The organism is Pusillimonas sp. DMV24BSW_D (assembly GCF_011388195.1).
In the GTDB taxonomy this organism is placed as follows: domain Bacteria; phylum Pseudomonadota; class Gammaproteobacteria; order Burkholderiales; family Burkholderiaceae_B; genus Neopusillimonas; species Neopusillimonas aestuarii.
This window is the reverse complement of the sequence record NZ_CP049990.1, coordinates 1,063,235-1,085,829: the sequence shown is the minus strand read 5'-3', so window position 1 is coordinate 1,085,829 and position 22,595 is coordinate 1,063,235. Positions and strand designations below refer to the sequence as shown.

At 52.6% G+C, this 22,595-nt stretch carries 24 protein-coding genes; 12 read left to right on the top strand and 12 right to left on the bottom strand.

The genetic code is table 11. The features are described 5' to 3' along the window. Positions 1-2: 2 nt before the first annotated feature. From G9Q38_RS05260 to G9Q38_RS05245, 4 genes are all read right to left on the bottom strand, one after another. Positions 3-926, bottom strand: a complete 924-nt coding sequence (locus tag G9Q38_RS05260; RefSeq protein ID WP_370523883.1) for a branched-chain amino acid ABC transporter permease — start codon at positions 924-926, stop codon at positions 3-5. 134 nt (positions 927-1,060) lie between these two features. Beyond that, positions 1,061-1,381 (bottom strand): non-heme iron oxygenase ferredoxin subunit, encoded by a 321-nt coding sequence (locus G9Q38_RS05255; RefSeq protein WP_119442292.1) that lies wholly within the window; start codon positions 1,379-1,381, stop codon positions 1,061-1,063. A gap of 7 nt (positions 1,382-1,388) precedes the next feature. Continuing rightward, entirely contained in the window at positions 1,389-1,859 is a 471-nt protein-coding gene (locus G9Q38_RS05250) for an aromatic-ring-hydroxylating dioxygenase subunit beta (RefSeq protein WP_166128534.1), read from the bottom strand. A 2-nt stretch (positions 1,860-1,861) separates the two neighbouring features. Then, the gene (locus tag G9Q38_RS05245; RefSeq protein ID WP_166128531.1) at positions 1,862-3,124 is read right to left on the bottom strand and encodes an aromatic ring-hydroxylating dioxygenase subunit alpha; all 1,263 of its coding nucleotides are present in this window, start codon (positions 3,122-3,124) and stop codon (positions 1,862-1,864) included. A gap of 136 nt (positions 3,125-3,260) precedes the next feature. Between G9Q38_RS05245 and G9Q38_RS05240 the strand changes: the two genes are divergently transcribed. Next, positions 3,261-4,193, top strand: a complete 933-nt coding sequence (locus G9Q38_RS05240) for a LysR family transcriptional regulator (RefSeq protein WP_166128529.1) — start codon at positions 3,261-3,263, stop codon at positions 4,191-4,193. Between the two features lie 27 nt (positions 4,194-4,220). On the opposite strand, the gene G9Q38_RS05235 is transcribed toward G9Q38_RS05240, so the two are convergent. Both G9Q38_RS05235 and G9Q38_RS05230 read right to left on the bottom strand, forming a co-directional pair. Next, positions 4,221-5,393, bottom strand: a complete 1,173-nt coding sequence (locus G9Q38_RS05235) for an ABC transporter substrate-binding protein (RefSeq protein WP_166128526.1) — start codon at positions 5,391-5,393, stop codon at positions 4,221-4,223. A 31-nt stretch (positions 5,394-5,424) separates the two neighbouring features. Continuing rightward, the gene (locus G9Q38_RS05230; RefSeq protein WP_166128524.1) at positions 5,425-6,504 is read right to left on the bottom strand and encodes an aromatic ring-hydroxylating dioxygenase subunit alpha; all 1,080 of its coding nucleotides are present in this window, start codon (positions 6,502-6,504) and stop codon (positions 5,425-5,427) included. A 132-nt stretch (positions 6,505-6,636) separates the two neighbouring features. Here G9Q38_RS05230 and G9Q38_RS05225 point away from each other — a divergent pair, with 132 nt between their 5' ends. Beyond that, a complete protein-coding gene (locus G9Q38_RS05225) occupies positions 6,637-7,293 on the top strand; it encodes a TetR/AcrR family transcriptional regulator (protein ID WP_166128521.1) in 657 nt (218 codons plus the stop codon). 35 nt (positions 7,294-7,328) lie between these two features. Here G9Q38_RS05225 and G9Q38_RS05220 read toward each other — a convergent pair whose 3' ends face one another. The 4 genes from G9Q38_RS05220 to apaG are packed head-to-tail and all read right to left on the bottom strand — an operon-like array spanning position 7,329 to position 11,112. Beyond that, entirely contained in the window at positions 7,329-8,201 is an 873-nt protein-coding gene (locus G9Q38_RS05220) for a DsbC family protein (protein WP_166128519.1), read from the bottom strand. A gap of 40 nt (positions 8,202-8,241) precedes the next feature. Then, the gene (locus G9Q38_RS05215; protein WP_166128516.1) at positions 8,242-9,414 is read right to left on the bottom strand and encodes an FAD-dependent monooxygenase; all 1,173 of its coding nucleotides are present in this window, start codon (positions 9,412-9,414) and stop codon (positions 8,242-8,244) included. After that, positions 9,411-10,697 (bottom strand): murein transglycosylase A, encoded by a 1,287-nt coding sequence (mltA, locus tag G9Q38_RS05210; protein ID WP_205962340.1) that lies wholly within the window; start codon positions 10,695-10,697, stop codon positions 9,411-9,413. The genes G9Q38_RS05215 and mltA overlap by 4 nt, the downstream gene beginning before the upstream one ends. A gap of 40 nt (positions 10,698-10,737) precedes the next feature. Beyond that, positions 10,738-11,112 (bottom strand): Co2+/Mg2+ efflux facilitator ApaG/CorD, encoded by a 375-nt coding sequence (apaG, locus tag G9Q38_RS05205; RefSeq protein WP_114420478.1) that lies wholly within the window; start codon positions 11,110-11,112, stop codon positions 10,738-10,740. A gap of 94 nt (positions 11,113-11,206) precedes the next feature. On the opposite strand from apaG, the gene rpe reads away from it, so the two are divergent. The 8 genes from rpe (at position 11,207) to G9Q38_RS05165 (ending at position 19,320) form a co-directional block, all read left to right on the top strand. Then, the gene (rpe, locus tag G9Q38_RS05200; RefSeq protein WP_166128511.1) at positions 11,207-11,920 is read left to right on the top strand and encodes a ribulose-phosphate 3-epimerase; all 714 of its coding nucleotides are present in this window, start codon (positions 11,207-11,209) and stop codon (positions 11,918-11,920) included. After that, a complete protein-coding gene (locus tag G9Q38_RS05195; protein ID WP_166128508.1) occupies positions 11,917-12,585 on the top strand; it encodes a phosphoglycolate phosphatase in 669 nt (222 codons plus the stop codon). The genes rpe and G9Q38_RS05195 overlap by 4 nt, the downstream gene beginning before the upstream one ends. Positions 12,586-12,862: 277 nt before the next feature. After that, complete coding sequence (trpE, locus tag G9Q38_RS05190; RefSeq protein WP_166128506.1) at positions 12,863-14,383, top strand: anthranilate synthase component I; 1,521 nt, start codon at positions 12,863-12,865, stop codon at positions 14,381-14,383. 22 nt (positions 14,384-14,405) lie between these two features. Next, positions 14,406-14,969 carry an anthranilate synthase component II gene (locus G9Q38_RS05185; protein WP_119442300.1) on the top strand — a complete coding sequence of 188 codons (564 nt, stop codon included), beginning with the start codon at positions 14,406-14,408 and terminating at the stop codon, positions 14,967-14,969. Between the two features lie 15 nt (positions 14,970-14,984). After that, complete coding sequence (trpD, locus tag G9Q38_RS05180; RefSeq protein ID WP_119442301.1) at positions 14,985-16,019, top strand: anthranilate phosphoribosyltransferase; 1,035 nt, start codon at positions 14,985-14,987, stop codon at positions 16,017-16,019. Next, on the top strand, positions 16,016-16,804 hold the full coding sequence (trpC, locus tag G9Q38_RS05175; protein WP_166128503.1) for an indole-3-glycerol phosphate synthase TrpC: 789 nt from the start codon (positions 16,016-16,018) through the stop codon (positions 16,802-16,804). Before trpD ends, trpC begins: the two co-directional genes overlap by 4 nt. Positions 16,805-16,840: 36 nt before the next feature. After that, positions 16,841-17,566, top strand: a complete 726-nt coding sequence (locus G9Q38_RS05170) for a uracil-DNA glycosylase (RefSeq protein ID WP_166128500.1) — start codon at positions 16,841-16,843, stop codon at positions 17,564-17,566. 311 nt (positions 17,567-17,877) lie between these two features. Further along, a complete protein-coding gene (locus G9Q38_RS05165; RefSeq protein WP_228276202.1) occupies positions 17,878-19,320 on the top strand; it encodes a DEAD/DEAH box helicase in 1,443 nt (480 codons plus the stop codon). On the opposite strand, the gene G9Q38_RS05160 is transcribed toward G9Q38_RS05165, so the two are convergent. Continuing rightward, positions 19,282-19,950, bottom strand: a complete 669-nt coding sequence (locus G9Q38_RS05160; protein WP_228276201.1) for a nitroreductase — start codon at positions 19,948-19,950, stop codon at positions 19,282-19,284. The two genes, G9Q38_RS05165 and G9Q38_RS05160, sit on opposite strands and share 39 nt — an antisense overlap. 32 nt (positions 19,951-19,982) lie before the next feature. Beyond that, positions 19,983-20,876 carry a LysR family transcriptional regulator gene (locus G9Q38_RS05155; RefSeq protein WP_166128496.1) on the bottom strand — a complete coding sequence of 298 codons (894 nt, stop codon included), beginning with the start codon at positions 20,874-20,876 and terminating at the stop codon, positions 19,983-19,985. 116 nt (positions 20,877-20,992) lie between these two features. On the opposite strand from G9Q38_RS05155, the gene G9Q38_RS05150 reads away from it, so the two are divergent. Both G9Q38_RS05150 and wrbA read left to right on the top strand, forming a co-directional pair. Next, complete coding sequence (locus tag G9Q38_RS05150) at positions 20,993-21,691, top strand: pirin family protein (protein ID WP_166128494.1); 699 nt, start codon at positions 20,993-20,995, stop codon at positions 21,689-21,691. A 71-nt stretch (positions 21,692-21,762) separates the two neighbouring features. Further along, the gene (gene wrbA / locus G9Q38_RS05145) at positions 21,763-22,395 is read left to right on the top strand and encodes an NAD(P)H:quinone oxidoreductase (protein WP_166128491.1); all 633 of its coding nucleotides are present in this window, start codon (positions 21,763-21,765) and stop codon (positions 22,393-22,395) included. Positions 22,396-22,595: the final 200 nt, after the last annotated feature.

Sequence of the window (22,595 nt, the reverse complement as noted above, 5' to 3'; positions counted from 1 at the left end):
CCTCAGCCCCTGTTTGGTGCAAACAAACCGTGAGGACGCATGGCCAGCACCACCGCCATCAACACGTAAATCAGCATGGAAGCCACTGCCGGGCCTGCCGCATTAGCCAAATCTCGCTCCATGAAGCCTCTGAATATAAGAGGCAGAAAGGCCCTTCCCAGGGTATCGACCACCCCGACAATTAAAGCGGCATAAAACGCGCCACTAACCGAGCCGATACCACCAATGACAATCACAACCAAAGTGGTAATAAGCACGTGATCACCCATGCCCGACTGAATGGCCAGAATCGGGCTGGCCATGACGCCGGCCAGCCCGGCCAAACCGGCACCCAACGCAAATAACAAGGCATTCAAAAACTTGATATTGACGCCCAAAGCCCCCACCATACGTGGATTGACCGAACCGGCCCGAATGAGCATGCCCAGACGAGTGCGATGAATTAAGGCATGGGCGCCCACCGCAACAAGCAATCCCACCACAATAATGGCGAAACGATAGGCAGGGTAAGTCACCCCAAAAATACTAATGGTGCTGTCGAGCCAACCCGGCACCGGCAGGAAGTAGGGTTGCGTGCCCCAAAGAATCTGAACGACTTCATTGAAAAACAGCACAAGCCCAAACGTTACCAGCACATGGTCTAGGTGATCACGCGAATACAATTTGGACACCGCCAGACGCTCAAGCACAATGCCCAGCAGAATACTGCCGAACACCGCCGCCGCGAATGCCAACGTTAAAGATTCGGTATGTTTGAAAGTCAGGGCGGCGAAATAAGCGCCCATCATGTACAAAGCCCCATGAGCCAGATTCACAAAGCTCATGATGCCGAAAACCAGCGTCAAACCGGCCGCAAGCAAAAATAGCAAAACGCCATATTGCAGACCGTTGAGCAACTGGGAAAACACCAGCATTGCACTCAACATTTTGTCTCGTCCTTTGGTGGGCCGCTGTGTTGTTTTAATAAGTTCAGATACAACGGCCGTTTATTTGGTGATTAATTTATGCGGCCTCAGTGTAGAAGAATACCGAGGACCAAGTCTATTAATCCTATTAATACTTACTGTTCAAGCTGAAGCCATACCCGGCCTTGTTCCACCTTAACGGGATAAGACCGGATATCCTCTGTAAGAGGCTCACATAGGGCTTTTCCCGTGCGAATATCGAAGCGGCCTTGATGCAAGGGACACTCGATTTCACCATCTTCCAGAAAGCCGTCACACAAACGAGCGTGTCCATGAGTACAGATGTTATCGGTTGCGAAATACTCGCCTTCGCATTCATAGATTGCAATATCGCGGCCTTGAACCTCCACGCCAATCACGTCGTCTTCAGGTAACGCCCCGGAATCAAGAACGTCGACCCAATTGTTATCTGCCATACAAACCTCAAACTGGATAAATTAATGAGTTAGCAATCATTTCGGAATCGTAGATACAAAAGCGTGACTTGAATTTCAAGCCTTCATCGGTTTGTACGATTCGATCGATGTAGCGACCCACATTAAAGACAGTGGACTCGCCGTTCAATTTCGTACGGAATACGGCATAGTTCGCCTCTGAGTGAATCTCACCGTTTTCCGCACTAAGAATGCGGGGGGCTCCAACGACATGGCGCTGATAATAAGGATCGTGAAACAAGGTCTCCGAAATACCGAAAGCCCGATCTTTCAACATCCCTTTACTAATAAACCACATCGTTGCGAGCGGAAAGCCGCGCTCGAAGTTTTCGCGTGGCTGCACTTTATACTCACAGTCTTCAACAAAGTACTCCGACCAGCCATCCCAGTCTTCTGCATCAATAGTCGCAGCGTAATCGGCATAGAGTTTGTTCAAAGCAATAAACGTTTGCAGGTCCATGATTAAATCTCCATGACTTTGCGCCAGTATTCATACATACCCCGGATCAGGGTTTCCGTCACCATATGTTCGGTGTTTTCGGCGTCGTAACCACCAAGCTCTGCAAGCGCACGATGGTAGGGTTTTTGCTCGAACCCCGATTGCGAGAACTCGATCACTTCGCCGTCATCGGCGGAAACGAAACCAGCCGGACCGAATAAATTGGCCTGAATCAGACGGCGTTGCGTCATTTCAGGCGTGTCATCCTCGAAGCCGAAATGCGTCCATACGAAATCGAAAGACCCATGCCCATCGGGCTGAATATGGCGTGTGGAAACACTGTTCACCTGCTGCTGGAAAATCACGCTGGGGAAGATCGTCATCATGACCGCCGTGGGCTCACCCCACCAGTCTTCATGCACGATATCGAGCAAGCGCTTGTCGTTGATTTCCATCGACTCTTTAAAACTGGTAATGCCCGTGGTTACCTCATTTTTTGTTTGCGCATTGCCACGCGTGGAAATCATTGCAGCATGACGATGCTGATCATCCATGCGCAAGGCGGATTTATTATCGGCCCGCCACAAACCATAAGTAATGAACCAAGTATGCAGCAAACCTGGGTGGTAAGGATCTTTAATGTTTTCCTGCATCAGCTTCCAGTTACCTGGGATACGCTGGCGGTTATAACCTAGTATCTTCAGCTGCCGACCATTAAAAAGGCGGTCGAAATAATGAAGAATTTCGGGCCCGAGAAAATCTTCAAAACTTTCGATATCGTGGTCGAAAGAAGCAAACACAACCCCACCACGCGTGGCCACCTTAAGCTTATTCAGGCTGTGTTCTTTAGTTTTAAACTCTTTGGGCATACCGCCCTGCACCTGCCCGTCGCGCTTTACCCCACGCAAAAACGGCACGCCTTGCAAATCACCTTTCAAACTGTAGTTCCACTGGTGATACGGGCACACCATCTCCTTGGCATTGCCATGGCGCTTTCTACAGAACTGCATGCCGCGATGCGCACAGACGTTTTCAATGACATTAATTTCACCGTCGAGATCACGCGTCATGATGACGGAGCGCTCTCCAATGACGGTACGCTTGAAATCGCCGGGATTCGGGACTTCGGCTTCCAGCCCCACGTAACACCAATGGTTTTTGTAGAACAAACGCTCCAACTCGCGCTTGTAAATATCCGAGTCGGTGTAGGCCCAAAAAGGAATACGACTTTTACCTTCTCCTTCCCATTTCGGATTTTTGGGAAACACTTCAGGAACCTGATTCATTGTTCTCTCCTTGGCTGCAAATGCCATTGTTCTCGATTGGCGGCAGCATTAAATCAGCGTGAACCAAAAAGTATAAAGAAGGCATTACCATTTACCTATAGAATTTAATTAATTATGAATATTCATAGGGTGAATAATGGAACTCAAAGACGTTGATTTGAATCTTCTTTTGGTGTTCCGGGAACTTCTCGTGGAGCGCAGCGTATCGGCTGCGGCGGAACGTTTGGGGCTGAGCCAGCCCGCAGTCAGCCATTCGCTGAAGCGTTTGCGCCAGCTGACCCGAGACGACTTGTTTATTCGCACTCCAAAAGGCATGATGCCCACGCCGTACGCCAGTGCCATGGCGGAACCTGTAAACCACGCGCTTGAGCTTTTGTATGAAACACTGAATCAACAGTCTGAGTTTCGCCCCTACGAAAGTCGGCGTAAATTCATTATCGGCATGAGCGATCTGGGTGAAATTGAGTTCCTTCCCCGCTTGATGGCCGCATTGGACGAAATTGCACCTGACGTTACTCTTAGCACTGTTCGTGACCATCGCGGCAGCCTGCGAGAAGCCATGGAGGCCGGGCAGGTGGACCTGGCCATCGGCCTTCTTCCTCAATTGATTACCGGATTTCATCAACAACGACTTTTCCTGCAACGTTATGTTTGTATGTTTCGCAAAGGGCATGCGTTAGACAAAGGTGCGATTACCAGGCGCGAGTTTTTCGCTTCGGAACACGTGCGCGTTGTTTCGGAAGGAACAGGGCACGACCGGGCCGACGAAATAATCGAGAGCGGAACGGGCAAACGCCGCATCCGTCTGCTTGTTCCACACTTTGTGGCTGTTGGCCACATTGTGCAAACCTCAGACATGATTGCCACCGTTCCGGAACTCTATGCCTTACGGTATGCAAGCCCTTTGAGCTTGAGTTATGTTGCGCATCCGATTGATTTGCCAAAAGTGGAAATCAACCTGTTCTGGCATGCCCGGTATCATCGTGACCCGGGCAACCAATGGCTTCGGCAACTCATTTTCAACCTGTTTGCCACTTCCATTCAGGGGCCGCCGGAAGAGCGCCTTTAATCTGCACACTCCAAACATGCGATTCCGTTAAAGCGGGCATTGCTCATGGTAGGCATCTTTATAAGATTTAAACGGTGTGCCAATTGTTTTCAGATTCAAACGGTCTTTGTCGTCACGCACCACTTCCATCACATGCATGCCCTGAACTGGAAAGTTGTTATTGTTGAACGCAAAATCTCCCCGCACAGACTCGAAGTCGGCCTCCTTCAACGCCTTCATGAGAGCGGCTTTATCTTTAACGTTGCCACCCACTTTCGCAATGGCTGAGTCGAGCAATAGCGCCGCATCATAACTTTGCGCAGCATAGTTGGAGGGAATCCGGCCATACTCTTCTTCAAATGCTTTCACAAATGCCTGACTTTGCGCGCTCTCGAAATCCGGGGCCCAGAAGCCACCGCTGATAATGCCCAACGCAGTGTCGCCAATCGCAGGAAGGGATAACGCGTCGACAACAAACGTGGTTAACAATGGATACTGATCCATTAAGCCGGCTTGAGAATATTGTTTGGCAAATGCCACGCCCAAGCCGCCTGGATAGAATGCAAAAACCGCATCGGGTTGCGCAGCATTGAGCAAAGACAACTCTGCTGAAAAATCCAACTGATTCAAAGGCGTGTAGAGCTCTTCGGCAAGCGGCTCTTTATAGTAGCGCTTGAAGCCTGAAACGATGTCTTTGCCGGCCTGATAATTAGGCGCCAACACCACAATATTCTTGTACCCTTTGTCGGTAGCGTACTGCCCGACCGCCTCTGCAGCCTGATCGCCCTGCCATGAAGTAATGAACTGATAAGGCGAACATTGCTTGCCCGCAATTTGGGACGGCCCCGCATTTGAGCCGATTAGAAATACCTCGTTATCAGTCACATATTTGTGAATCGCCATCATGATGTTTGAAAACGAGATACCCGTAATAATAGGTACGTTTTCCCGCTCTACCAAGCTACGCGCTACTTGCTTGGCCACGCCCGGTTTCATTTGGCTGTCTTCACGAATAAGTTCGATGGGCACGCCACCCAGCTTGCCGCCATTTTGCTCCAACAACAAATTAAAGCCGTCTAACTGGTCCTGCCCCACACTCGCAGCAGGCCCGGATAAAACACCCATAAATCCAATTTTGATCGGCTCCTGCGCCGAAGCAAAACCCGTTGCTGCAAGAGATAAGAGGGATGCGTACAGTGTGCTTTTTAATATCCGAGTCATGTTCGTCTCCTGGTTTTATTTATTTGCTGACTTACTGAACCGCTGTTTCCGGTTTCGTTGTGCGCTGGCCTTTTTGCGCCTGAACGCGTTCGGCCTCATCCTGAAGCATCTTCTGAATGGTCCGCCGCATCCGCACAGGCCCCGCGTCTATACCCAACAACACCGGCTTCATATCCCAGAATTCAGTATCACCCATTGCCTTTTGCTGCGCGTCGATAATGGGCTGGTCCTGCATTTCAAACGCATAGCGCCTTAACTTACGAAACTTTTCATCGACCTCAGCCGGCAGATCCGTTCCCGGTGGCATCGCTGCGGCAAAATGATAGTGCGTGGTTTTCTCTGTTTCGGGCGTCAGGATATGAATTCCGTAGTACCAACCGTAATCCTCTCGTTGCCCGCCAACCTCGTGAGCACCGGTGTCAAGCAAAAAACAGCTGGGTGGAAGCCAGCGCATATTGGTCCACATATCAACTGGTTTTCCGTCTTGACGATAAAGAAGGTCAAAGATGCCCGGAATCGACACGTTTGGCATCCAGCGCTTGCAATGGATTTCATTACCAACCTCTTCCACGACTTGATCTGCCCCCACTTGTTCTGGGCTACCTAAATATCCGTCGTGCAAATAAGTTATATGACTCAAGTCAAGTAAGTTTTCGCCCATTAACAGGTAGTTCGCCGGGATCTCCAGGTAACCGAAACTGGTTTGGAAGCCTTCAGTGTTATCCATCACGCTGTAATCAGGAATGGTGTCCTCTGTTGCGGACTCCTCTCCCATCCATATCCAGATCATGCGGTGCTTTTCCACTACTGGATAGCGTTTCACGCGCGCGGCAGCAGGAATTTTTCCGTCGCCATGCGGGTTCTTGACGCACTTACCTGTGCAGTCGAATTGCAGTCCGTGATAGGCACACTCAATCTTGTCGTCAACCAATTTACCCCGATGCAGAGGAATGAAACGGTGCGGGCAGCGGTCTTGCAATGCCACCACTTCTTTGGCGGCGTTTCGGTAAAACACAACCTGCTCGCCGAGCAACTGACGGGCGAACATTTCATTTGGTTTTACATCATCAGCCCAGCATGCAACGTACCAGGCATTCTTTACGAATGGCATTTTTGTCTCCTAAAACGTCATCTGTTTTTTTAAATTTAACACAAACAGAGTGAACGGTTTGTTTTTTATTTATCCGAAATTACCCTATATATCTATATAATCTGCGTGACATTAAATTGAAGCGTAAACGTGATGCCAACCCAGAAAGCAACCCATGTTGCAAAAACCGGCCGTCGCACCCAAGAGGTACGAAGCCGCGAAGCAAAAGAGAAACTGCTTAAAGCCACCATCGACGTATTGATGCGCCGAGGTTACAGCGGCCTGACAACAAAAGAAGTCGCCACCAGTGCGGGATTGTCCAATGGTGCGCTTGTCCACCATTACGCATCGAAGGCAGAACTTGTGATTGCCGCCACGGCAGCCGTTTACGATGAGTGCATTGAGCGTGGGCAACGGGTGGCTCGCACATCAGAAGCCATCAAGAATCCTATCGAAGGATTCATGACCGACTGTTTAAGCGTTTATTTCGACTGGCCGTATTTGGCCGCCATTGAAATTATTGTGGCCGCCCGTACAGACCCACAACTCATGGAACGCATTATTCCGGTCATGCAAAATTATCGGGCCACAACAAACGCCTTGTGGTTGAAGGTATTCCGCGAAGCGGGTTACACACCCACCCAGGCAAAAACCATTTTGAACCTAACCTTGAACATGGTGCGAGGCTTAGCGGTACACCGGCTGTGGCAACAAGATCAAGCGTATTTCGACCACTACCTTAAAGAGTGGGTTAAAACAATCAAGAAGCAGTTCCCCTTGAAACGGGTGTCGGGCGAGCAAACCGGTTAATAGCCTGGCAATCGCCCACCGCGAGCGCGGTCGCACTACTGAGCTTGTGCGCTCTGACTCCCCGCCTCATCCTGGCTTTCAAGCTTCGCCCGCAAATTTTCCAAAGGCATGGCGCCATTTATACGCGTGTTATCAGGGAAGAACAAAGCTGGTGTACCCGTGATACGCAACTTGCGCGCAAGGGCGGTAATTTCCGCTACTGGTGTCTCACATTCACGCTGTACAGGCTTGACACCATTGAGCATCCACTGACGCCACGCAGCAGCACGATCTTCTGCACACCAGATATCGCGCGCTTTCTCATGTGAGTCAGGCGAAAGTATGGGAAACAATAACGTGTAAACCGTCACGTTATCGATTTGGGTTAGTGTTTGATGCAAGCGACGACAATAACCGCAATTTGGATCTTCAAATGCCACCATGACTCGACTGCCGTCCCCGGTGACTTGTTTAATGGCTTTATCGAGCGGCAATTCGTCGAAATTGACCTGATTCAAGCTGTGCAGGCGTTTGGCCGTTAAATCAATACGGTCGACGGCATCAATCAGCGACCCTTGCATGACAAAACGCACTTCGGCATCGCTATACACCAAATCATTGCCAACCTGCACTTCGTACAGATCATTGAATGGCGTACGACGAACAGCCACAATTTCGACGCCGGGAAAACGATTCTCGAAACGCGTCTTGACCAGATCAGGCTCAACCACAGGCTCAAGCGCTTCCTGTTGAGAAGCGGCCAATGAGTTTGATGTGTTTTGCCCTGACCCTTCAGCAGGGGCGGTTTCTTGCACCTGCTGACCCGGAGGGTATTCTTGTTGCTCCAATGATTGCGCAACGCTTGCGCCTGCAAACAAAACACCGCATACAGCAGCGGGAAGCACTTTGCGCACCCAATTCAACAGCATGAAATCTCCTTGAAAAACTTGGCCTCGGCAACGGCGCACCTTAATGGCGCGAAGCGCCTTTAATAAGTTGACGCTTAAGCATCGGCACGCTATTCACTATGGATAGCCCGGCATTTCTTGCCATCACGACCGGTGGTAAACGGGACGAAAACAAACGATGCAAACCATCGGTGACAAAGCGCATCATAAAAACAGGCTCCGCACGCGCGCGGCGATAACGCGCCAACAACCGCAAATCGCCGGCACGCTGATATGACGGCTTTTCGCGTAAAACGTTCAATAACGCAGCGACGTCGCCCAAGCCAAGGTTCAAACCCTGCCCCGCCAAAGGGTGGACCCGATGCGCGGCATCGCCTACTAATGCCACGCCGGGCGCGATCACATCGCTGGATTCAAGAAAAAGGGGGAAACCCAATACAGGCGCCGCCACCCGAACCTGGCCCAATTCATGATTGAGCCCGGCCAAATGGGTAGTCAGCCAATTGCGCGCCTGGTCTTCCGCCATGGCCAACAAAGGCTCAGCCGCTTTTTTGGGCATAGACCAAACCAATGAAACTTGCGCACCTGCCTGCGTGTTCGGCATAGGCAAGAATGCAATCACGCCTTCTGCAGTAAACCACTGCAGAGCCGTATTCTGATGAGGTCGCTCGACATGCAAATGGGTAACCACCCCCATTTCATCATAGGCACGCGAAGAGGATTTTATGTGCGCCGCCTCACGAACGGCTGAGCGTGCCCCTTCGGCCCCCACCACCAAATCCACCTCGATAAGTGAGCCGGATTCAGTACAAATTCTGCCTGGCGCATCATAAGCAACAAAACGATCATCCAGCCACTCAACCCCGAACACCCGCACCGCTTGTGTAAGCGCACGCTCTATTTCGTCTGACTCAACAATCCAGGCCATGACGTCCTGCGCATCCTGCCAGGCATTCAACTCAAGGCGCCCACTGGCGTCGCCGAAAACCTGCATGGCTTCCACCGGCGTAACCCGAGAAGCGTCAAGCAGCGACCAAACACCCAACGACTCCAGAAAACGCCTGCTGGCGGGCGAAATGGCATAAACCCGGGCACCAAAACAATCGGGCCGGGCCGGTGCAATAACACGCTGCGGGCCAACCAGAACAGTACGAAATCCGGCGCGCGTTAGGCCCAAAGCCGTAGCCAAACCCACAATGCCGGTTCCGCAAACCGCGATATCCGTCTTTTTCATCGTGCCGAGGGTGCACCTGCTTGTCGTGGCCAAAGCACCCAAACCTCGCCTTTTTGTTTCATTCTGCCGGCTTGTGCACCGGCGTCATCGCCAAAACCCCAGTAATAATCAACCCGCGCCGCACCCTTAATGGCCGCGCCGGTGTCTTGCGCAAACACCAGACGACGCAATGGGGTTGGCGACGCAGGATAAGTGGTGGCCAGATACACTGGCGCCCCCAGGGGCACAAAAGAGGTATCGACCGCAATTGACCGCCCCCCGATCAGCGCAATGCCGTACGCCCCTTTGGGCCCCAACTCAGGGTCAAGAACGGCTTCCTCGCGGAAAAACACCATGGCCTCATTCGCATTCAACATTTCCTGAACACGCTGAGGATTACGTTTCGCCCACGCCTTGATATTTTGCATGGAAGCCTGTGCCAAGGGAAGCTCTCCTTGATCGGCAAGCCATTTACCGATAGAAGCATACGGACGGCCGTTGTGGTTGTCGTAAGCTAAACGAATGGTTTCACCATTGGGCAATTGCGCCCGACCCGAACCCTGTATTTGCAGGAAAAAAGCTTCGACCGGGTCGTTTGCCCAGACGATGACCGGCGGAGGATCACCGGACTGCGCGATTTGCGCCCTTGTGTCGTATGGGACCACCCGTTGGCCGTCGAGCTTGCCGCGAATTCTTTTTCCCGCAAGTTCTGGGTAAACCGTACCCAAGTCAATCGTAAGCAAATCGTCCGGCGACGCGTACAACGGCCACTGATATTCTCCTGTACGTTCACGGGATGCATAAATAAGAGGTTCGTAGTAACCCGTGACTGTGTTGCGCGCAATTTCACCAGTGCCTGTAAGCAAACGCCAGGGTTGCAAGTGCCGTTGCAGAAACGCGCGAATCATCGCTGTATCGGTAGAGCCCTCTTCGGGCAGGCCGGACATCAATACCTCGGCACAGACGGGTTGCCAGACGCGAGGGGTAGCACGCGCCGGCATGGTTAATGATCCTGAAACGGGGCGCATTAAGCCTTTGCAGTTATTAACGAACGCCTTCCACACCTGATTCAGATTGTCGTCCTGCCAGCCTGGCAGCGCCCCCCATTCAACGGCCTGAAACTTTCCGGCAAGGGAACGGGCCGGCGTTTCCGGCAATGACGTCAGTTCGGGTACCTGCAATGGCCGCACCGAAATGTCCTCAACGGGCTCGGCCGGCGCAACCGAAGGTGGCGGCTCAGGCGCCGTAGTGGTGCAGGCAGCCAAAAAAATCGACAACAAAAATACGGGCAGCAGCCGGTTCACGGAAACTCCAGAGCAGGAAAATGCGGTCATCAGTACAATCTCAATGCAGTGTGCGCGGCATGGCCAACACGAATTCGGCAATTTCGGCTTCAAACGGAATACCGTTGTCACCCACGCAATGATACGAGCCCTTCATGGTTCCATGCGGTGTGGGCAAGGGGCAACCACTGGTGTATTCGAAAGTTTCGCCCGGGGCCAAGAGCGGTTGTTGCCCAACCACCCCCAACCCACGCACTTCCTGCACATTCTGCCGGCCATCGGTAATAATCCAATGTCGGCTGATTACCTGGGCGGCATGCTCACCATTATTGGTAATGCGTACGGTATAAGCGAAAACGTAATGCTGCTGATCAGGTTTAGACTGCTCCGGCAGATACTGAGGGGTTACCGTAATACTCAGATCATATGGTTTCATAAAGCCTTTCCGTGGAATTGAAATACTAATGTCATCCGCAATAATGTCACATTCCGGCCCGAAATTTCAGCGGGTCGCTTCAGGACGGTTATAAATGTCGATATCCAACACCACCCGTATTGCTCCCAGCCTGCTATCCGCCGATTTTGCGCGCCTGGGTGAAGAAGTTCGCAATGTCGTTGAGGCCGGCGCCGACTGGATTCACTTTGACGTTATGGACAACCATTATGTTCCCAACCTTACCATCGGGCCGATGGTTTGCCAGGCAATTCGGCCACACACATCCGCCCCCATCGATGTTCACTTGATGGTTGAGCCGGTTGACGACATTATCCCGCAATTTGCCAAGGCAGGCGCCGACATCATCACCTTTCATCCCGAAGCCTCACGCCACCCCGATCGCAGCCTGGCACTCATTAAGGATCACGGTTGCAAGGCAGGTTTGGTTTTCAACCCCGCTACACCCCTGGACTGGATGGATTACGTCATGGAAAAACTCGACATCATTCTGTTGATGTCTGTCAATCCAGGCTTTGGAGGGCAAAGCTTTATTCCCACAACGCTGGCAAAACTAAAACAGGCACGGCACAAAATCGACCAATGGACACAACTGGGTGGACAACCTATTTTGCTTGAAGTGGACGGTGGCGTGAAAGTGGACAATATCGCCCAAATACGCGCTGCCGGCGCCGATACTTTTGTAGCGGGTTCAGCCATTTTCGGTCAAACCGATTACAAAAATGTCATTGACACCATGCGCCAAGAAATTGCCAAAGGTGAAAACAATGCGGAATTGACGCAACCATGACCTATCACGCCGCCCTGATCGACCTTGACGGCACATTGGTTAACACCATACCCGACCTGGCGGATGCCACCAACGCCATGCGCACTCAAATGGGTCTGCGCCCGCTACCGCAAGATGTCATTGCGCGCTACGTGGGCAAAGGCACTGAGAACCTGGTTAGGAAAGCATTATCAACGCAACTGAATCAAAAGCCGGACCACGCAACAATCCAACAAGGCCTGCATTTGTTCAATCAGCACTACCATCGGGTTAATGGCGAAAAATCAACCGTTTACGACGGTGTCATTACAGGGCTCAACCTGTTTAGGCACCATCAAATAAAAATGGCAGTGGTCACCAACAAGCCCAGCGAATTCACTCTGCCCCTGTTGCAGGCCTGTGGTTTGCACAACTACTTCGAGCATGTTGTGTGCGGCGACACTTGCAGCCAAAAGAAACCGCACCCCATGCCACTGTTGCATGCATGCAACTTATTGGGTGTCACCCCCGAAAATACCCTGCTAATAGGTGATTCCGCCCATGACACGGAAGCCGCGAATGCGGCAGGAATCGACGTTTTGGCCGTTCCTTACGGATATAACAACGGACAAAATGTGCAAAATCTGAAAGTCAGTGATATAGTTTCGTCCATTGAGGCAGCGGCCTGTTGGGCCACGCGCCATTAACCCGGTGATCTTCAGTGCTTATGCTTGGGTCTCCTGTTTGAAAGTTGTACTCAAAGTTTTTTATGAATCGTTCACAGTCCCTTTACACAATCGTCGGCGCCTATTGGCGCTGGTGGCGTTTGTGTTCCGGGTCGCGGTGAATCGTCTCCTGGCGCGAAATTAAAAAGCAACTTTCGCGCTAAAAGTCAGTTTGAATCCAGCCCGGATCTACACACGTAGCCGGGCTTTTTAGTTTCTGTCCGCTGCGTGCTTCCCAGTAACTCCAACAGAGAACACCATGACAGAAATAGAATTCAATGCACTTGCAGCTCAAGGTTTCAACCGTATACCGCTCATTGCTGAAACCTATGCCGACCTGGATACGCCCTTAAGCATTTATTTGAAACTGGCCCATAACTCGCCGGAGGGCGGACGCAACAGTTGTCTGCTGGAGTCTGTTGTCAGTGGTGAGCGCTTTGGCCGTTATTCGTTCATCGGCTTGCCGGCACATACAGTGATTCGGGCCACCGGCAACAAAACTGAAGTGCTGAAACAGGGCAAAGTGGTTGAAACTCATGAGGGCGACCCGCTGGCATTCGTGGAAAGCTACCAAAACCGTTTCAAAGTCGCGCTGCGGCCGGGCATGCCACGTTTTGCAGGCGGCTTGGCCGGCTACTTCGGCTACGACACTGTGCGACACGTGGAGCCAAAGTTGGGGCCGGCCGTAAAACCCTTCCCTTCAGGGCAGGGCGAAGGTACACCCGACCTGATGCTGCTGCATATCGACGAACTGGTTATTGTGGATAACCTGGCCGGAAAAACCTATTTGCTGGTGTATGCGGACACCGCGCAACCGGAAAGCTACATTCAGGCCAAACGGCGTCTTAAAGCACTGAGACAAAAACTGCGTACACCAGTGGTGATTCCCTACGCTTACGCCAGCCTGCAAACCGACACCTACCGGGATTTCGAAAAAGAAGACTACCTGGCCGCCGTACATAAGGCAAAAGAATACATTGAGGCCGGTGACGTCATGCAAGTACAAGTAGGTCAGGTCATCTCAAAGCCGTTTCGCGACTCCCCGCTTTCGCTGTATCGCGCCCTGCGCTCGCTCAATCCCTCACCGTACATGTACTACTGGAATTTCGACGATTTTCACGTCGTGGGCGCATCGCCTGAAATTCTGGTGCGTCAGGAAACGGTTCGCGAAGGTGCGGAAGAAACCACTAAAGTGACTATTCGCCCGCTGGCCGGCACGCGTCCTCGCGGGTCCACCCCGACCGAAGATATGCGCCTGGCTGAAGAGCTGCAAGCCGACCCGAAAGAGCGGGCGGAACATGTGATGCTGATTGATCTGGCTCGTAACGATGTCGGGCGCGTGGCTAAAACCGGTACGGTTGAAGTAACCGAAACCATGGCCATTGAGCGTTACTCTCATGTGCAACACCTGGTGTCCAACGTGTGCGGTGAACTGAAGCCGGAACTGAGCAATATGGACGTCTTGCGGGCCTCTTTCCCGGCCGGCACGTTAACCGGCGCCCCCAAAGTGCGCGCGATGGAGATTATTGATGAGCTGGAACCCGTTCGCCGCGGCATTTATGGTGGTGCGGCAGGTTACCTAAGCTATAGCGGTGAAATGGACGTGGCCATTGCCATTCGTACCGGCATCATTAAAAACGGCATGCTGTACGTTCAGGCAGCAGCCGGCATTGTGGCTGATTCGGACCCGGAAAAAGAATGGCAGGAAACTGAAGCGAAGGCACGCGCGCTGATTCGCGCCGCTGAAAAAGTCCAATTTGGTTTAGACGAACCCATTTAAGCCCCGTCGCCGGAGACACAAAATGCTGCTTATGCTTGATAACTACGACTCATTCACCTACAACCTGGTGCATTACTTTGGCGAACTGGGGGAAGAGGTTCACGTTGTTCGTAATGACCAACTCACTCTACCTGAACTGCTGGCACTGCAGCCCGATCGTTTATGTATCTCGCCCGGCCCTTGTGCGCCGGATCAAGCCGGCGTTTCAATTGAACTGATTCAGGCGCTGGCCGGGAAAGTACCGATTCTGGGTGTTTGTCTGGGACACCAGGCAATCGGAGCGGCTTTCGGCGGCGATATTGTGCGGGCCCAAACCCTTATGCACGGGAAAACCTCACCCATTCAACATAAGGGCGAAGACATTTTCACCGGGTTACCGTCTCCTTTTACCGTTACGCGTTACCACTCTCTGGCGATCAACCGCAGCACCCTGCCCGACTGCCTGGAAATCACCGCGCAAACCGACGATGGTGAAATCATGGGTATCCGTCACAAAACCGACCCGATCTTCGGCGTACAGTTTCATCCCGAATCCATCCTGAGCGAGCATGGCCACGCCTTGCTTGAACGATTTCTTAAAATATAGAAAAAGGAAAGCAAAATGACTCACATTACCCCTACAGAAGCCTTGGCCCGTTGCGTAGAGCACCGCGAGATTTTCCACGATGAAATGTTGCAGCTTATGCGTACCCTGATGCGTGGTGAAATGTCGCCACAAATGGCCACCGCCCTGATCATGGGCCTACGCGTAAAGAAAGAGACCATTGGTGAAATCACTGCCGCAGCGCAAGTCATGCGCGAATTCGCCACAAAAGTGGAAACGCCCAACCCGGATGAACTTTTGGATATGGCCGGCACCGGCGGCGATGGCAGCAACACCTTCAACATCTCCACGGCGGCCATGTTCGTTGCCGCCGCCTCAGGCGCTAAAGTTGCCAAACATGGCGGTCGCAGTGCCTCGTCATCGTCGGGCAGTGTCGACGTGGTTGAGGCACTCGGTGTGAACATTGAACTCACGCCCGAACAAATTGCAGAGTGTATTGCCGAAACGGGCATGGGCTTCATGTTCGCCCCGGCCCACCATGGCGCCATGAAGTATGTGGCCCCCATCCGCAAAGAGCTCGGCATCAAAACCATATTTAATATCCTTGGGCCACTCACCAACCCTGCAGGGGCGGGTAACCAGTTGATGGGCGTATTTCACGGCGACCTGGTCGGCATTCAGGTACGGGTATTGGAACGCCTCGGATCCAAGCACGTTCTGATCGTACACGGCAAAGACGGCATGGACGAGGTCTCGCTGGGCGCGCCCACGCTCATTGGCGAGCTCAAAGACGGTGAAATCAATGAGTATGAAATTCACCCGGAAGACTTTAATGTCACGATGTCTTCAAACCGTTCGCTTAAAGTTAATAACCGGGAAGAGTCCGCAGCCCTGGTAAGGGAAGCTCTGGATAATGTCGAAGGCCCGGCTCGTGATATCGTTGCGCTCAATGCAGGTTTGGCCATTTATGCCGCCAACCGCACCCAAACAATGAAAGAAGGCGTCAAACTGGCATTTGAACTCATTGCCAGCGGCGCCGCGCGCGAACAACTGGAAACATTCGCCGCGTATACCCGGAAATTCAAGTCATGAGTGACATTCTTAAAAAAATACTGGAAACCAAAAAGACCGAAGTCGCTACGGCGCGCCAGATGCGCAGTGAAGCCGAGGTCTTGCGCGAAGCACAAAGCCGCAAAGATCTGCGTGGCTTCATCAATGCCTTGGAAAGCAAAATCGAACAAGGCAAGCCTGCGGTCATTGCCGAGGTAAAAAAAGCGTCACCCTCAAAAGGTGTGATTCGGGAAGACTTCAACCCTGCCAATATTGCGAGCTCATATGCGGCACACGGCGCCGCCTGCCTGTCCGTACTCACCGATGTGCAGTATTTCCAGGGTTCATACGATTACCTGCGCCAGGCGCGGGCGGCATGCTCGCTCCCCATCCTGCGCAAAGACTTCATGATCGACCCCTACCAGATCGCCCATTCCCGCGCACTCGGCGCGGACTGCATTCTATTGATTGTGGCAGCTTTGGATCGGTCGCAATTATTTGAACTGGAAAGCCTGGCACTGGAACTGGGCATGGATGTGCTGGTTGAAGTGCATGATCGTGATGAGCTGGAAATAGCCCTGCAAATGCAATCGAAACTGCTTGGCGTCAACAACCGGAATCTGCGCACTTTCGAAGTGTCTCTGCAAAACACCATCGACATGCTGCCGCTCATTCCCGCAGATCGTTTGGTTGTGACGGAAAGTGCCATTCACACCCGCGAAGACGTTGAACTCATGCGCAGCCATAACGTGAATGCCTTTTTGGTAGGCGAGCGATTCATGCGCGCCGAAGAGCCGGGTCAAGCCCTGGAGGAACTCTTTTTCTGACACCCTCTGTGCGCATAACACTTTAAAACTTACCTGATGCCGCATTCTGTATCCGTTCAATACGACAACCAATACATAGGGGGGGTGCTTGAGCAATTTCGGGCGCTCCCGGTTGAATGGCAACGTGCTTTAAGCCCGGAAAAAAGCTGCTTGGAAGCGCTCGACGCGTTTCTAAGCCAACGGCTTCAGAACGGTGCCACGATTTTTCCGAAAAACGTATTCAAAGCGTTACAACTGGTTCACCCGGAAAACATCCGGGTTGTCATTTTGGGACAAGACCCCTACCACGGGCCGAACCAGGCACAAGGTCTGGCATTTTCGGTTCCCGATACCACACCGTGCCCCCCCAGTTTGCGCAATATATTTGGCGAGCTGCATCGAAGTATGCCGGATGCTTTACGATCGCCCGCGCACGACCTATCCCACTGGGCGGAGCAAGGCGTTCTGTTGCTTAATACCGTATTAACCGTCGAACAAGGCAAACCCGCTTCGCATGCACGTAAGGGTTGGGAAACCATTACCGATTCGATTATCCGCTTTGCCGGCGCGCTGCCTCAACCCAAAGTTTTTATGCTTTGGGGGAACCATGCACAGCAAAAAGCCGGCTGCGTGCCTGAAGCGCCCAACAACCTGATATTGAAAGCCAACCACCCTTCTCCACTCTCTGCGCGTCGCCCGCCTGTTCCCTTTTTGGGTTGCAACCATTTTGTATCGGCGAACCAATGGTTAGTAAAACAAGGGCAAACACCCATCCACTGGTAACGTAAACAACGTGTCACCTTCACGACTGTTACAAATTAGTACTATCCCTAGGTCGCATTCCGCGTCTATACTGCGGCCACTGCATTTTTAAGCGTTGGCATTTTTTTGCGGCCCTGCCGCATACTAGCAGTTGGCTCATTCCAGAATCACCCATGCTCAACGCCATCGATTCCTGACCCCCAAGCCTGGTCGTTTCCTCGTTTAAACATAACGATGTCCTTTAGGTTGATTGGTCGGCACGATGTTCAATCAACCGGGTCCGGATAACTCCCCCGTTCCCTGACAATGCCTTCATTGGCAAAGGATATCTCATGTCTTTCGAAACCCTGGGTCTCGAACCCGTACTGCTATCTGCCTTGCAAAGCGCCGGATTCAGCGCCCCTACCCCCGTTCAGTCGGCGTCCATTCCAAAAGCATTGGAAGGCCTCGACCTAATGGTATCGGCACAAACCGGTAGTGGTAAAACAGCGGCATTCATGCTGCCTGCTTTGAACCGTATTGCACAGGCTGCAGCGGAAAACAAAAAGGGTCAAAACGTTCAGGTGCTGGTGTTGACACCCACACGTGAACTGGCTATGCAAGTAGCCGAAGCAACAAAAAGCTATGGCGCCGGCATTAAAGGCCTGCATACAGCGGTTGTGGTTGGCGGCATGCCTTACGGTGCCCAAATCAAAGCACTGTCGCGCCGTGTCGACGTACTGGTAGCTACACCCGGACGCCTGATCGACCATTTGCGCGCACGCCGTATCAACTTGTCGAACATTCATACACTGGTACTTGATGAAGCCGACCGCATGCTGGACATGGGCTTTATTGAAGACATTGAAGCCATTGTGGCCGCTGCGCCCAAGCAACGTCAGACACTGCTGTTCTCGGCAACCCTGGATGGCTCCATTGCAACGCTTGCCGCCAAAATGATGCGCGAACCCGTTCGCATTGAAGTATCGGGCCAGAAAGAGAAGCACGCCAACATTACACAAAGCCTGCTGTACGCCGACGATAACAAGCACAAAATGCAGTTGCTTGACCACTTGTTGCGCGACAGCCGCCTGAACCAGGCGATTGTATTTACGGCAACCAAACGTGGCGCAGACGACTTGGCTGAAAAACTATCAGACCAAGGCTACACCGCTGCCGCCTTGCATGGCGACATGAATCAGCGCCAGCGCACCCGTACACTTGGCCTGCTGCAACGTCAGAAACTGCGTATTCTGGTTGCCACCGACGTTGCCGCCCGCGGCATCGACGTACAAGGCATCAGCCATGCCATTAACTACGACCTGCCCATGCAGCCGGAAGACTATACCCACCGCATTGGCCGTACCGGCCGTGCAGGCAATAGCGGTTTGGCATATACGTTGGCAACCCATGCCGAACGCTACAAAATTCGCCGCATTGAAAACTTTATCGGGCAGCCCATTCCATCTGAAACCATTACCGGTTTGGAGCCCAAGAAAACTGCATCAAGCGGCCCTAAGCGTGCAGGCAAATTTGCCGGTAAGCGTAAGCCTGGCGGCGCGCCTGGTAAAGCCAAAGAGGGTTTCACCAAAAAAGCCTATGGCAACAGCCCGTTCGAGAAAAACGGTAGCGGACGTAGCCGGCCCGGCAAACCCGACGGTGCAAACCAAACTTCGTACGCCAAACCGGCGGGTCGCCCCAGCACACGCCGCCAAGCCGCAGGGCCGTCGCCCTGCGCCACGCCATGCGCAGTTTGCTTAATTAAATCCTTCCCATCGAACCACGTGGTCGATTGAGTCGCGCGTGGTTCGATATTGATTGATTTTCTGGGTGGCATCCTCGTAACCAAAGGCAATGCCACACACCAGCAAGCGATCTTCCGGCAAATTGAAATAATCACGCACAAAGTCGGGATGCGATGCTACGGCTGCCTGTGCAATACAGGCAAGCCCACGACTGTGCGTCAGCGCCATAAAGTTGGCCACATAAATACCGCAATCAACCGCCCCATATACACCCAGTTTTTTCGGAGTTGTTATTAGTGCGAGGTGCGGCGCGCCAAAAAACCGGTAGTTCTCCAGCATTTGTCGCTGAGTGGCTTCACGGTCTTCCTTTTTAATTTCCAACGTGTTGTATAAAGCGTACCCGCATTCGCGACGACGCTGCTGATACACCCCTTCGTAACGCTCGGGCCAGGGAAAATCAGGATTCGCCGGGTGCGATTGAACATGTTCGTAATAAGCATCGCCAAATCGGCGCGTTGCCTCCCCCCCCAACAGCAATATTTCCCATGGCTGCACGTTGCACCATGACGCGGAACGCTGCGCCTGATCAAGAATTTCCTGAATGGTTTCCCGTGGTACCTGTTGCGGCTGATAGGCCCGACAACTGTAGCGTGCCTGAAGAATAGACTCAATCGTTTCCATAATGCTCTTCATCTCGTTTCAATGGCGCCATTCTAGCGCTCTTGCTGACCTAATTCCTGCAGTATGCCCGCCAGGCAACTCGCAGCGGGCCCGGTTTGCGCCCCCGTTCCAAACACCAGGTACAACGGTGTTTGGCGTATCTGACCTAATTCAACGGGGATTGGCACCAACATACCCTGAGTTAAATAGGGCTCAACCAAATGCTGAGGCAACCACGCAAACCCCAGGCCCCCAGCCACCAAAGACACCGACGCCTCAAGACTACTGACCGTCCAGCGTTGTGTCGAGCCCAACCAGCCCTCGTTACGCGGGTTCTGCGTGCCGGAATCTCTCACCACGATATGCATATGTCGCTTCAAGTCGTCTTCACCGACAGGACGACCTAATTGAATAAGGGGATGGTCGCGGCATGCAACGGCGATAAACGGCACGTTCAACAAGACCTGCCCCAGATGTCCGTGGGGGATATAAGCCCCAATCATCATGTCGGCTTCCTGATCGAGCAACGCTTCCTCCGCCCCCGACAACACCACCTCGCTGAGTTTCAGGCGGGTAAAGGGCGCCTCCTGAGAGAAACGCTTCAGCGCCTGTACCAACACGGCTTTGGGAAAGGCGACATCAACCACAAGGCGCAACTCAGCCTCCCAACCCGCCCCCATTCGACGCGCCAGTTCTTCCAGCTCATAGGCGTCGCTTAACAACTCCTGAGCATGCGTCAACAGTGTATGCCCCGCATCGGTAAGTTGTGCCTTGCGTCCCTCCACCTCCAGTAAAGGCAAGTCGATTTGCGACTGCAACTTGCCCACCAAATAACTAATGGAAGACTGGCTTCGATGCAATGCCTGAGCCGCTTGGGCAAAGCCGCCGTGCTCCACTACCGCCGCCAGTGCGCGCCATTGCTCCAGGGTTGTTTTTAAGTAATCCATTCTGTTCACGCAGAATATATCTATTTATTCGATATTAATAATCAAATTTTAGCGCTTTTTTATCACATTTATCGAATATAGAATGGATCCTAACTTAACTTAAACAAGAGCACATCATGATCGAAGTACGTCATGCCAACGAGCGCGGTCACGTTCAACTCGACTGGCTCAACAGTTATCACTCTTTCTCGTTCGGCCATTACCACGATCCGGCCCACATGGGCTGGAGCGCCCTGCGTGTGATTAACGACGATACCGTGCAGCCGGGCCAAGGATTTGGTACCCACGGGCATCGCGACATGGAGATTCTTTCCTATGTGCTGGAAGGCGCGCTCCAACACCGCGACTCGATGGGATCAGGTTCAACCCTGAGGCCGGGCGACGTGCAGTTAATGAGCGCAGGTACCGGCGTTCAACATAGCGAATTCAATCCTTCGCAAAACGACCCGGTACATTTTCTGCAAATCTGGATACTGCCTGATCAACAGAACGTGACGCCGTCCTACCAGGAACGTCACATACAAGATGCGCAAAAGCGTGGCCAACTGAAACTGCTGGCATCTGGAGACCCTAACGACGACGCCCTCTTTCTGCATCAAGACGCACGTATTTACGCGACCCTGCTCAATGGCGATGAACACATTGAGTACGCACCACCATTCGGGCGCCAAACATACGTGCATGTTGCCCAGGGAAGCATCAAAGTGAACAACCACGAACTGAAAACCGGCGACGGCTTAAAAGTACTGGATGAATTGGCGCTGTTGCTGAGTGAAGGGGACAACGCCGAAATTCTGCTCTTTGATTTGCCTTAAACATTGTGCCCCGCCGGGGCTCTACCGAAACCAATTTTAAAACTTAACTGATCTCTGAAGGAGTCAACACCATGTCAAAAGTGCTTGTTTTATATTATTCAACCTATGGTCATATTGAAACCATGGCGCAAGCCGTCGCCGAAGGCGCCCGCGCCGTAGAAGGTACACAGGTCGATATCAAACGCGTGCCTGAACTTGTCCCCGAAGACGTCGCCAAAGCGGGCCACTACAAGCTTGAACAGGCAGCGCCCATTGCACGGCCTGAAGAACTGGCCGAATACGACGCCATTATCTTCGGTACGCCGACGCGCTTCGGTAACATGGCCGCACAAATGAAAAACTTTCTGGATCAAACCGGTGGCTTGTGGGCGCAGGGTAAGCTGGTTGGCAAAATAGGCAGTGTCTTTACCTCAACCGCAACACAACACGGCGGCCAGGAAAGCACCTTGTTAACCTTTCACACCGTATTGCTGCACCATGGCATGAGCGTAGTCGGCCTCCCTTATTCGTTCCAGGGTCAAACCGACAACACTCAGATTACCGGCGGCTCCCCTTACGGCGCGTCAACCATTGCCAATGGCGATGGCTCGCGTCAGCCCAGTGAAAATGAATTGGACGGCGCCCGATTCCAGGGGCGCCACGTGGCCCAAATGGCACGTGAACTGAGAGTTGGCCGTGAGGCGCTGGCGGAGGAAGCAGCTTAAAAGCTTTAAGTTTCGTGAGCGGGATAAAATGGCGGGGCATGAAAGAACTCGCCAATAAACCCCTGCTCACTTCCTTGCTGCTGGCAGTACCCTTATGGCTTATTTTCGACAACTTTGTCGTTGGCGCCATACTGGGCCTGTTGGCGGGGTTTTTCATTACGATGTGTGTTTCCTTGCATCGACTGAAACACGGCAAAAAG